The 12,554-nt window shown below is 37.7% G+C and carries 7 protein-coding genes and 1 pseudogene; 7 read left to right on the forward strand and 1 reads right to left on the reverse strand.

Annotation, left to right across the window (positions count from 1 at the left end; genetic code table 11):
* From H5186_RS07145 to H5186_RS07175, 7 genes and pseudogenes are all read left to right on the forward strand, one after another.
* Positions 1–1,226, forward strand: a pseudogene (locus H5186_RS07145) (IS3 family transposase); the annotation flags it as partial.
* Positions 1,227–1,429: 203 nt separating this feature from the next.
* Positions 1,430–3,544: an EAL domain-containing protein gene (locus tag H5186_RS07150; protein WP_182794274.1), complete on the forward strand. Its 2,115-nt coding sequence runs from the start codon at positions 1,430–1,432 to the stop codon at positions 3,542–3,544.
* The gene (locus tag H5186_RS07155) at positions 3,535–4,455 is read left to right on the forward strand and encodes a diguanylate cyclase (RefSeq protein WP_182794275.1); all 921 of its coding nucleotides are present in this window, start codon (positions 3,535–3,537) and stop codon (positions 4,453–4,455) included. Before H5186_RS07150 ends, H5186_RS07155 begins: the two co-directional genes overlap by 10 nt.
* A 107-nt stretch (positions 4,456–4,562) precedes the next feature.
* Positions 4,563–5,831 carry a PotD/PotF family extracellular solute-binding protein gene (locus H5186_RS07160; protein ID WP_182794276.1) on the forward strand — a complete coding sequence of 423 codons (1,269 nt, stop codon included), beginning with the start codon at positions 4,563–4,565 and terminating at the stop codon, positions 5,829–5,831.
* A gap of 9 nt (positions 5,832–5,840) precedes the next feature.
* Complete coding sequence (locus H5186_RS07165) at positions 5,841–8,102, forward strand: ATP-binding protein (protein ID WP_182762242.1); 2,262 nt, start codon at positions 5,841–5,843, stop codon at positions 8,100–8,102.
* A gap of 22 nt (positions 8,103–8,124) precedes the next feature.
* Positions 8,125–11,601, forward strand: coding sequence for an ATP-binding protein (locus tag H5186_RS07170; RefSeq protein ID WP_182762244.1), 3,477 nt, complete (start codon positions 8,125–8,127; stop codon positions 11,599–11,601).
* 188 nt (positions 11,602–11,789) lie between these two features.
* Positions 11,790–11,984 (forward strand): (2Fe-2S)-binding protein, encoded by a 195-nt coding sequence (locus H5186_RS07175; RefSeq protein ID WP_145236256.1) that lies wholly within the window; start codon positions 11,790–11,792, stop codon positions 11,982–11,984.
* A 95-nt stretch (positions 11,985–12,079) separates the two neighbouring features.
* Here H5186_RS07175 and bfr read toward each other — a convergent pair whose 3' ends face one another.
* Positions 12,080–12,544, reverse strand: a complete 465-nt coding sequence (gene bfr / locus H5186_RS07180; protein WP_182739583.1) for a bacterioferritin — start codon at positions 12,542–12,544, stop codon at positions 12,080–12,082.
* Positions 12,545–12,554 lie beyond the last annotated feature (10 nt).

Genomic DNA, 12,554 nt, shown 5'->3' on the forward strand with positions numbered 1-12,554 from the left:
AAGCACGACTTTGCCCAAGGACCTACAACGAAACTAGCTAAATCAGACAGTAAACAGTTAAAGCAAGAAATAAAACAGCTGCAAAAAGAGCTTAATCGTAAAGATAAAGCCTTAGCTGAAACAGCGGCATTACTTGTTCTCAAAAAAAAAGCGGATGCACTCTGGGGTTTCAACGAGGACGATTAACAACACAGGCTGAGCGACATGAATTAATAACGCTTATTACAAACGCGCAGGATTCAGGGGCAAGGAAAGAAAAAGCATGTGAGTTACTTGGGCTGACGGTAAGAACCGTTCAGCGGTGGATTGAAGCAGACGATATGACTGACAAGCGAACGAGTACGAAAAAACGGCCGCCAAACCGTCTCACAGAGTTAGAGCGGCAGCGTATTATTAATACGGTTAACTCAACTGAGTATGGGCATTTACCGGCCAGTAAAATAGTCCCCAAGCTGCTTGATAACGGTATATGGATAGCGTCTGAAAGTTCATTTTATCGTGTCATGAAGGCACATAACTTATTAACGCATAGAGAAAAAGTAAAGCCAGCTAAGCCGATGAAAAAGCCAAGAGCATTGAAGGCAGTACGTGCAAATGAAGTATACACTTGGGATATCACCTATTTACCAACGAGCGTAAAAGGGCAATTTTTATACTTATATTTAGTGATGGACATTTTTAGTCGAAAGGTTGTTGGCTGGCAGGTTTACGACACACAGTTAAGTGAATTAGCCGCAGATTTAATGAAGGATATTTGCAGTCGGGAGCAAATAAAGCGCGAGCAAGTCACGTTGCACTCAGATAATGGTAGCCCAATGAAAGGCGCGACATTACTGGCAACATTACAGGAGTTAGGGATTGTGCCATCATTTAGTCGACCGTCAGTAAGTAATGACAATCCATACTCTGAGTCGTTATTTAAAACGTTAAAGTATCGCCCAGAATACCCAGAAAAGGCATTTGAAGATATAAGCGCAGCAAGAGAATGGGTAAGTGGGTTCGTTGATTGGTACAATAATGAGCACCTACACAGTGGTATAAAATTTGTGACGCCAAATCAACGTCATTTAGGTTTAGATAAAGAGATATTAGCCAAGCGTCAGCAGGTAAACGACGCAGCTAAATTGAATAACCCAAGTCGTTGGTCAGGAAAGTCACGAGATTGGTCAATGATAAACGAAGTAAATTTGAATCCTGAGAAAAAAGAAGAAATGCGGGCGGCATAAAATTTAACTTGAGGCGACAACTAACTTGAAAAACTCCGAGGCTTATTTTTATTCCAACCCTCTTTAGGATTATATAGTGATTTGAGTTGTTTCCACTTATGTGGATGATAATTCAATATATATTAAAACTGGGCTGTATCGCTTTTCATAGAGATTAGGACTATCTTTAATTATAGGCAAATTAGATTATGGAGAGCGTTTAAATGGCAGAGCTTTGTAAAATTCTCGTTATAGATGATGAAGAGATCAATACCTTGCAACTAGAGCATGTTCTGGACGATGTTGGGGTTATTTGTTCATGTAATAAAAGTGAGGATGCCATCGCTCTTATTGAAGAGTTTATACCAGATATACTTTTACTCGATCTAGAAATGCCCAATGTTAGTGGATTTGACATATTACTAGAAATACAAAAAAGACCTCATCTTGGTGATTTACGCGTTTTGATCATCACTTCTCATAATGATCCTGACATCGAGCAAAAAGCGCTTTCATTGGGAGCGATTGATTTCATATCTAAACCTTTGAATTTAACTTTATGTCGAATGAGGGTTGAAAACCATGCAAAAATTCGAATTCAAGAAAAAACTATTCAGCGCACTAAAGCAGCTTTGGCTGCTGAAAAAGAGCACTTACGGATCACGTTAGACTCTATTGCTGATGGTGTTATTTCTACTGATGAGCATGCGTGTATAACTTACCTAAATCCAGTAGCGCAACGTCTAACCGGTTGGTCACAAACCGCGGCTAGAGGGCGGCATATTGAAGAAGTGATGATACTCAGAGATGCCTCAACAAAAATACCTTCTATAAATCCTTTATCAGTTGCTCTGAAGGAAAATCGTCCTGTTGCTATGGCTATAAACACACAGTTAATTAGTCGGCAAGGTATGCTACACCGAGTCGAAGATAGTGCGGCTCCAATATTAGATAAGGATGGTAATAAGCGTGGTGCAGTAATGGTTTTTCAAGATGTTAGCGAAGTCCTTGCTATGTCAGTTCAAATGACTTATTTATCTCATCACGACCAACTAACTGCATTACCCAATCGCGTATTGCTTCATGACAGGTTAACTCAAGGAATAGCTAGAGCCTCATTTAATAATACTAAAGTGAGCCTGATGCTTCTTGACTTAGATAAATTTAAGTACATAAATGATGCTTTAGGACATCATATTGGTGATGAAATAATTGCCCATATAGGTCATAGCCTTGATAAATTTGCATGTAATGATATTACTGTTGCAAGAGTGGGCGGCGATGAATTTGCACTTGTTGTTCCCTATGAAAAAGACACATTCGGTCTTGAACCGCTTATTAGTCAAGTGCTAGATGTCATCGCTAAACCTTTCAGATTAGCTGATGAGCAACATGTCCTTTCAGCAAGCTTGGGGATAAGTGTGTATCCTGATGATGCATCAAGTGTAGAGGAAATGCTTCGTCATGCAGATTCAGCAATGTATAAAGCAAAACAAGAAGGCGCTAATAGCTATTATTATTTTAGTAATGATCTCCAAGTTGAAATGACTAAGCGTTTAAAAGTGGGTAATTGCTTACGCAACGCGCTAGATAACAATGATCTTGTTGTGCTTTATCAGCCAAAATATGACTTAGTGACTAACGACGTTATTGGTGCTGAAGGATTAGTGAGGCTAAAAGATGACACTGGAGAATTTATATCTCCACTTAATTTTATTGAATATGCCGAAGAATCAGGACTAATTTACCGTTTAGGTGAACAAGTTTTGGAGCAAAGTTGTATTGATGCTAAAAAGTGGCTTGATGCAGGATACCCAAAGAAAGTCGCTGTTAATATTTCAGCTAAACAATTCACTGGTATTTCTCTGGTTGATACGGTTGCATCGATATTAGAAAAAACTAAGCTACCAAGTCGTTATTTAGAGCTGGAAGTAACCGAATCAGCACTGATTGATAATTTCGAACAAACGATAAAGCAATTACAGGCGATCGCTGATATGGGGGTTAGCCTTGCGCTTGATGATTTTGGCACGGGGTATTCTAGTCTGTCATATTTGAGACTATTTCCTCTTGATGTGTTGAAGATTGATCAGTCTTTTGTACGTGATATGATTAGTGACTCTCAATCGCTTGATATTGTTACTGCAATTATCGACTTGGCTAATTCATTAAGCCTACAGATCGTGGCGGAAGGTATTGAAACAAGCCAACAAAGAGATAAGCTACAATCTCTAGGCTGTGCCATTGGTCAGGGATACTTACTTGGTAAACCAATGCCCTTTTTAGAGATGATGGACGTGCTTACTCAAGCCAAAAATAAAGGAAATATATGCACCTAGCTCTTAAGCCATTAACGCAATGTAAAATATTAATAGTTGATGATGATGAAATAATTCGCTTTTCACTACAGGCTATCATGGAAGATTTCTTTGAAGTCGAGACACTAGCTATGGGCTTACAAGCGTTAGATTATTGCAAATCCAATATCCCAGATCTCATTTTACTTGATGTAAATTTGCCAGACATCAGTGGCTTAGATGTATGCAGAGCGTTAAAACAGGATATATTGTTTGCGCACGTTCCTATTGTATTTATTACTGCAACTTATGATACTGATTCTCAGAATGCTTGTTGGGAAGCTGGTGCAGCAGATTTTATTGATAAACCAGTAATTGCCTCAACGCTTATACATCGAACTACAAATCACGTAGAGAATAAGCTGCGCTTAGAAGTGTTGATGAAGTTGACTTATAAAGATTCTCTTACAGGACTTTATAATCGGCACTATCTAGACAAGGAAGTCAGTAATGCGCTGAAACAATCAGAGCGTGAAAAAAAGCCGTTTAGTGTGTTAATGATCGATATTGATCATTTTAAACTTTATAACGACCATTATGGTCACCTTCAAGGTGATATTTGTTTAAAACAAATTGCCGATGTGTTTGCCAATAGTATAAAAAGGCCTCATGACGTAGCGATTAGATTTGGAGGTGAGGAGTTTCTGATTGTGCTGCCTTATACCGACATTGAAGGGATGTCGCACGTATGCAAACAAATAATTCTACAACTTAATGAGTCAAATATTGAGCATAATCAATCATCCATTGGGCACGTTACTGTTAGTATTGGCGGAGTAACGTATGAGAAACAGGGCACAATGGAGCTTAATGAGTTGATCTCATTGGCTGACGAAGGACTATATTGCGCCAAGCGAGATGGCCGTAATTGCTATAAATTACAGGTTGTTTAATTTGGCTCCTTAGTAATTTTAATTAATTATGAGATCTAATTTGCTGTTTTTTTTATTGTTTAGTCTATACTTTTTCTCTTAGGGACATTGGTATTGGATAAATAATAATGAGTTATTCACCTGATCGTAGACACTTCCTGCGTACAGTTGGTGCCGGGGCCGCTGTATCAACACTCGCATTCAAAGCGCCTTATGTATTTGCTAAAAAAGTAACAACTTTGCGCGTCATGGGCACTCACGTTACATTGCAAGAAGAGCTTCGGCAGCGAGCAATGCGAGAGCTAGGTATAAATTTACAATTTATACCTATGGGTAGTGCAGCTGTTTTACAAAAAGCTGCTGCGGATCCAACTTCTTTTGACCTTTATGAACAGTGGTCAGACTCAATAAATATCCTATGGCAAGCCGGTGCTATTCAACCAATAGACGTCGATAGGCTTGTCTACTGGAATGAAATAAATGACCTTACTAAAATAGGTAAAATAACCCCCTCGGCCAAACTAGGGGCAGGTGATGCACCAAACAAAATTTTATTTGTTCAAAATGATGGCTCATTAGCAAGTACACCTACAAAAAAAATAAGCTTTATGCCATATGTCCACAATGTTGACTCATTTGGCTATAACACAGATTACATCGAAAAGGGGCAAGCCTATGAAACTGAGTCTTGGTCTTGGTTGCTGGATGATAAAAATAAAGGAAAAGTGGCCCTTGTTAATGCACCAACAATAGGCATATTTGATGCTGCGCTTGCTGCTCAGGGCCAAGGTCTGATGACATTTAACGACATTGGCAACATGAGCATTGGCGAATTAGATAAATTGTTTGCAATTTTATTATCGAAAAAAAGGCAAGGCCACTTTTCTGGTTTCTGGACATCAGTACCGCAGTCAGTGGATTTTATGAAGACAAAGCGCGTTAATATCCAAAGTATGTTTTCACCGGGTGTGAGTGCCTGTAGAGGCCAAGGTATCCCTGTTGTCAATGCATCCCCGAAGGAAGGGTATCGTGCTTGGCATGGTGTTATGTGTTTATCTGCTAATACCTCGGGGCATGTAAAAGATGCGGCTTATGAATATATGAATTGGTGGCTATCTGGTTATCCTGGAGCCTTTATTGCTCAACAAGGTTACTATATATCTAACCCACAGCGTAGCCAGCCGTTAATGTCTAAGCCTGAGTGGGATTATTGGTACGAGGGAAAAGAAGCAACCACTGAGCTGATTGGAACGGATGGTAAAATTTCTGTACAAGCTGGCCAGACTCGCGATGGTGGAAGTTATATTAAACGTTTTTCAAATATAGCTGTGTGGAATACCGTAATGCAAAATTACGATTATAGTTTAGATAAATGGTATGAACTACTTAATGCTTAAGGACGTCGTTTGGTACATTTAATATCGCGTTCTATTGCAGCGAAAATGACATTAGCGTTAGCACTGGTGGTAATTACACTCAGTATCAGCTACATCGTCATGGATAAACGCTTAGAAGCAATTGATACATCGGTAAATAATATTACGGATATTAGTAGTCATGCCATTGGTATTTTACGAATAAACAAAGATATTGTTGAAATGCAACGTGATATTTCGGTCTATGGCGCATCAGGGAGTGATGCGGTATTTGCTAAGATTGAACAGAACTACCAAAGTATTGACCAGCGTTTAAAAGCAATAGATAAAAAAAATAATGAAGTTGACGATAAAATTTATATCGATGCCATGTCTGAACTCGTGCTTAGGTATGGTGATAATCTAAGCGTGCTAAAAAAGCGCTATAATATAAAAACAGCATTGATAGATACAGAGCTGCCACGTATTTATTTAGGCGCTGTTGCCCATTTAACAGGCTTACTACAACTGACCGCAGATTTAAAAGATAAGTTGTTAATTACGCAAAATATAAATATATGGCACACATTACACCACAATGCGCAGCTTTATTTAACTAAAAAGGACTATTCTAAGCGTCAACAAGTCATTAAGGCGCTGCAAAGTCTCTCAAGCTCCAAATTAGCTTTGCAAAAGCAGCAAAACAGGATCGAAAACCCAACAGTTCAGTTAGCTGTAGATTACCAGCAAGCTTTTACTAAAAGCGTCCAAGCAAATCGTAACTATTTAAGCCTAGTTAATGTTGTTATGGCGGGTGATGCCATTGAGTTTAGTGCATTAGCAAATACACTTAGAGAGCAGTCACTGTCACGTTTAATTACAATAAAAGAAACCGGCTCAGTTAGTATTTCAAAAACAGAGTATGTTTTACAGCTACTCGGAGTAGGCGCTATCTTGTATATCATTGGACTAGCGTTATTTTTTCACTTTCATATAGCACATGCTATTAAACTATTGACCAAAAGTTTTCAAAGCTTTCTTAATGGTGACCTATCGGCGCCCATTCACGATTTAACACGCAAAGATGAAATCGGTTTGTTAGCGGGTGCTGCAAATCGTTTCAGGGCGTTAAGTAAAGACTTTATTTCTGCAAAAAAAGCAGCGGAACATACTTCTAAGGTCAAATCTGAATTTTTGGCAAATATGAGTCATGAGATCCGCACTCCTATGAATGGAATTTTGGGGATGGCGCGACAGCTTGGCAATACCTCTTTGACAGATAAACAAGCAAGAATGTTAGAGATTATTCAGTCTTCAGGCGCCAGCCTGCTAGTTATTATTAATGATATCCTCGATTTGAGTAAGATTGATGCCGCAAAAGTAGAGCTTGAAAACCAATCAATCGATTTACATAAAATGCTAGAAGAGTTAAAGCTACTATTTAGTGAACAAGCAAATGCAAAACAAGTTCAGCTTTTTGTTTCATCGCCGCCAGACGAAGAGAATATTTTTTTTGCAGGAGATGAAACACGTATAAAGCAAGTACTTATAAATTTGTTAGGCAATGCCATCAAATTTACTGAAAGAGGAAGTGTTGCATTAAGTGTAAATATTCAAAAAGAGGCGAATAATGAGCTTATATTGTCGTTTGGTGTTTCTGACACCGGTATAGGTATATCACACGAGCATATTGAGACACTCTTTGAAGCTTTTTCACAGGCCGATACCTCGATTACACGCCGATTTGGCGGAACAGGCCTAGGTTTAGCTATTACCAGTAAGTTATTAGCGCTTATGGATGCACCTTTAAAGGTAGAAAGTGAGCTTGGTAAAGGCTCGCTTTTTTATTTTGAATTAAAGACTCAAAGGGGTGATAAACAAGCGAGTCGACATCATGAAAATACTAAATTACCAGCACCGCAAGAGATTGATCTGTCTAACTTAAACGTATTAGTTGTTGAGGACAATGAGATTAATCAAATTGTTATTGAAGCGCTTTTGAAAGAGTTTAATATCACTTGTATCAATATAGCCGGTGATGGTGAGCAGGCGATTGCACAGTGCGAAATGTGTGCATTTGATATTATTTTTATGGATATGCAAATGCCTGTACTAGATGGGCCTCAAGCAACACTTAAAATTAGAACGATGCCAGCTTTTTTAACAACACCGATAATCGCTTTAACTGCAAATGTATTAGGAAGTGATAAGCAACGTTGCTTTGAATCTGGTATGGATGATTTTATCGCAAAACCAATAAATTATGAGTGTTTAAGAGCGGTACTATTAAAGTGGTATAACTCTCCTAACTAAGCATTAGTAACAAAGGACTAAAATGAATATTTCCATGAAAGCAAATAAGTCAGTTGTCTCTTCAAAGACGTTTCTTAGGTGGATCTCGTTCTTTTTTGGTCTGTTGTTGGTTTTGGCGGTTTTACTATTTGAAACGTATGTAAAAAAAGATGTGTTAACGCTAATAGATAGCGAGTTTTCAACAACAAATCAGCGATTAAGGGAGGTGGTGACTTCATTTATATCTCGATCAAAATCAGATATTAGATTTTTACACTCTACACCGCCAATTTCAGGGTTACCAAGAGCCCATTATAACAATGGTATAGATCCATATGATGGAACCACTTATACACAGTGGAAAGAGCGATTAGAGACCATATTTATTGGCTTTATGGAAAATAACTTAAATGTTGAGCAACTGCGCATCATTGCCGTTACAGCCGCAGGGGAAGAGCTAATTCGTGTACAGCGCCGAGGTGCTTCAGTTGAGGCTGTACCCGATTATTCTTTACAGCCCAAAAGTGGGGAGTTGTATTTTTTGCCCAGTTCGCAGCTTGAAGTTAAGCAAATATATTTATCTCCGATGTCGTTGAATCGCGAGTTTGGAGAAGTGACCTTTCCATATAAGCCGATGTTACGATTTTCTATCCCTATTTACAGTGAAGAAGGTAAGCGTTTTGCTTTCTTAATTATGAACGTGAATGCAAATGCGCTAATTGAAAAATTAGCAACCACAGTGTTTGACTATTCTCAGCTTATAATCAGTAGCTCTGAAGGCGACTTTTTATACCATCCTATCGAAAAGTATCGCTTTACAAGAGATTTAGCACCGAACATCACATGGGATACGCTATATGAGCAGTCGATCCAATATCAAGGACTTTATCGTGTTGATTCGAAACAAAAAGCGGGTGATCAATACTATGTGTTTTCCGATATAGTTCAAATGCGACCGGGAAAAAAGTTTAGTTATATTGATTTAAGTACTGTCGTTCCAAAGCAGTATATCGATACGATGATTAGTGATAAACGGCTTTTGACTTATGGCTTTTTATTGGTAATCATCTTTTTTACTGTAATACTGCTTATTACTTTTTATCGAAATGCAACCAGAAGCCAAATGCTAGCTGAAGCACGTAGGGAGTCATCAGCCATTGTCGATGGTTCAATTGATGCCATTGTTGGATTAAATCTTCAAAGTGAACTAACCAGCCTTAACTTTAGTGCAGAGCGATTATTATCAACGTCTAAATCTTTATCTATAGGTATGCATACTAATGAATTGATATTACTCCAACAGCTGCCGATAGATAAGTATATTGCTGATTTGGAAAACTCGAAATCACAAATCAAAGATGAACGGTCCGTAGAGGTAAATGGGCAATCTTACTTTTTTGCTATTTCTGTAAGCCCGGTATTTTCTGAACAGCTTGTACTCAATGGCCTCGCGCTTATTATCAGGGATATTAGCAAAGAGAAAGCGGCTGAAATTAAGGTAAAACGTTTGAACTCTGAGCTAGAGTCAAAAGTTAGAAACAGAACACAAGATCTTGCTGAAGCGAAAGATCAGGCTATCAAAAATAGTGATCTTAAAAGCGCGTTTATTTCTAATATCAGCCATGAACTAAGAACCCCACTTAATGGTGTGATTGGAACATTGAATATTTTAAAGCGCGAAGAATTACCAGAACAATCACGCAGGTTGATTAGCACGATGGAGTTAAGTGCTATTAATTTAAGCGTGTTAATAAACGATATTTTAGATTTGTCTAAGATTGAAGCGGGTAAATTTGAATTAAACTTAAAAACATTTAATCCCAAATATTTGATTGAAGGCTTAGTTGAATCGTGCGCCATATTAGCCTTTGATAAAGAGCTTGAGGTTTATCTTGATACACGAGGTTTAAATTGCCAGCGAGCTGTATCAGACCCATTAAGGTTAACCCAAATAATCAATAATTTAATTAATAATGCGATTAAATTTACAGAGCGTGGTTTCATAAAGATCAAAGTTGAATCAGAAAAGATTGAGGATCAAAAACACAAATTACTCATTAGCGTTCAAGATACTGGCGTAGGCATTGAATATAGTGCCCAGCAGCATCTGTTTAATGCATTTAACCAAGCTGATAGCTCTATAACCGCTGAGTCTGGCGGTACGGGACTCGGATTATCAATATGTAAAAAGTTATGCCTGATGATGGGGGGCGATATAAAAGTGAACTCGGTCCCACTTAAGGGCAGTACGTTTAGTTTTGAGATAATAATTGATAGTGAAAGTAGTGAGAATACACCACAGAACAAGCATTATTTGTCTAAAAAAGTCTTAGTTATTAATAATAATAAAGAATCTCAAGAGCTATTAGGGCAGTTAATTCGTCATGAAGGGGGCGAGGTCGAGTACTCAAATTTTGAAGATTTAGCAGATATAACTGCTGAACCTTATGACATTATTTTCTTAGATGCAGAAGACAATAAAAGTGGTGAGTTAGAACAAATAATTGATGGCTTCATGCACCATAATTCAAACATTAAAATTGTTGTGTTACACAAACCCGGATCGCCATTACCTAAAGGTATTTCAAGTAAGGTCACCACAATTAGTAAACCATTCACACAAAGTGATTTACTAAGAGCGACTGGATTAACTCTGAGTAAGGTTGATCAATTGCAGTTACTTACAGTAGAAGCAAGCGAAAACAGTAATATACCAGTACGAACTTTAGAGCAAATTGATGGGTGTAGTATATTAATTGTTGATGATAATGAGATAAATATCGCAGTAGCAGTTGGATCACTTGAGTTTTTACCAATTTATGTAAAAACAGCAAGTAACGGTGAGCAAGCAATAGAAGCGTTAAAATTTAGTCGCATAGAAGGCAAGCCAATACGTTGTATTTTGATGGATTGTCAAATGCCTATCTTAAATGGTTACCAAGCTTGTGAGAAAATTCGTGCAGGAGATGCCGGTAATGAGTTTATAAATATACCTATTATTGCTATGACAGCTAACGCCATGATGGGCGAAAAAGAAAAGTGTTTATCGGTTGGCATGAACGACTATATTAGTAAGCCTATTCAAGCAAATGAGGCGCAAGCTAAAGTAATAGAGTGGACATTATCTAATTACGAAAAAAATGAACACTCTGTCACTGAAATTTTGGCTGAAAAAGAAGTGTTATGGGATCATGGTGCTGCACTTTCTCGTTTACTTAACAAAGAAGCTTTGCTTATTAAAATTTGTACTATGTTTATTAAAACAGCACCTGAAAAATTTAACCAACTAACAGAATTTGTCGATGATCATAATTATGAACAAGTTCGTCAAGTTGCGCATTCTCTTAAAGGTTTATGTGGTGAGATAAGCGCCGACAGGTTAAGAAGTTTGTTTGCAGAGATTGAATTACAAGCAAGCAAGGGGCAACTAGATATTGAAAAAGAGTTTTCACTTCTGGAAAAGCTGCTTCCTGCGTTATTGAATGACATGAATGAGTGGCTAGAAGAAAATAACAGTTAGATATGAGTTATTTCATGAAGTGGCACATATCAGCCTCTTAAGTTTTAACCGGATTGCGGTGATCATCTAAAACTATATGAAATTAAGCAAATAAAAATAATTCTCAATTTTATGCGATTATTAATTGCGAACTGTTTACGTTTAGATTAATATACAAGCTCGAATGTAATTGAGAGTGGTTTGTATTCATGTATATCTGTTTATGTCACGGTGTGACAGATAAAAAAATTGAACAAACAATCGACGAAGGTGCGACTACAATGCGCGAGCTTTCTAAAGAGCTTAAAGTCGGTAGCCAGTGCGGCAAATGCTGCGGCTGTACTAAAAAGATCCTCAATCGTAAACTTATCCAAATCGCTGATATTACTGAGCAAGTGGCGTAGCTATTGCTGGTAATTGTTTAATCTCAGTGACATTTATTTGTATTATAAAAACTAAAAAAGCAGCCTAAGCTGCTTTTTTTGATATTAACCAAACGTTACATTTGCGACTGCAGGTAGTTTTCAATACCGGTGCTTTTAATTAACTGTTGTTGCGTTTCTAGCCAGTCAATTTGCTCTTCTTGCTCAGATAAAATGTTATCGAGCGCTTCGCGGCTAATATAATCTTTTTTACTTTCAGCAAGTTTGATCGCATCTTTTAGATCAACCAATGAATCTAGTTCAAAACTCATGTTGCAAGCAATCATTTCTTCGCTGTTTTCGCCAATGCGTAAACGGCCAAGATCTTGAAGATTAGGTAAGCCTTCTAAAAATAAAATACGCTCAATTAAACGGTCAGCGTTTTTCATTTTTTGAATCGAGGTTTTGTAATCAGCTTTGTCTAATACGCTAAAACCAAAATCTTTAAACATACGGGCATGCAAAAAGTATTGATTAATGGCAACTAATTCATTTGCCAGTATTTTATTTAATGCAACAAGAACGTCTTTATCGCCTTTCATAATTTAGCTC

This window comes from Pseudoalteromonas sp. SG41-2, from assembly GCF_014164535.1.
Taxonomy (GTDB): Bacteria; Pseudomonadota; Gammaproteobacteria; order Enterobacterales; family Alteromonadaceae; genus Pseudoalteromonas; species Pseudoalteromonas rhizosphaerae.

Excerpts from the sequence above, each read along its gene's own strand:
- H5186_RS07150 (WP_182794274.1), top strand. The coding sequence starts at position 1,430 with ATGGCAGAGCTTTGTAAAATTCTCGTTATAGATGATGAAGAGATCAAT.
- H5186_RS07155 (WP_182794275.1), top strand. The coding sequence starts at position 3,535 with ATGCACCTAGCTCTTAAGCCATTAACGCAATGTAAAATATTAATAGTT.
- H5186_RS07160 (WP_182794276.1), top strand. The coding sequence starts at position 4,563 with ATGAGTTATTCACCTGATCGTAGACACTTCCTGCGTACAGTTGGTGCC.
- H5186_RS07170 (WP_182762244.1), top strand. The coding sequence starts at position 8,125 with ATGAATATTTCCATGAAAGCAAATAAGTCAGTTGTCTCTTCAAAGACG.
- H5186_RS07175 (WP_145236256.1), top strand. The coding sequence starts at position 11,790 with ATGTATATCTGTTTATGTCACGGTGTGACAGATAAAAAAATTGAACAA.
- bfr (WP_182739583.1), bottom strand. The coding sequence starts at position 12,544 with ATGAAAGGCGATAAAGACGTTCTTGTTGCATTAAATAAAATACTGGCA.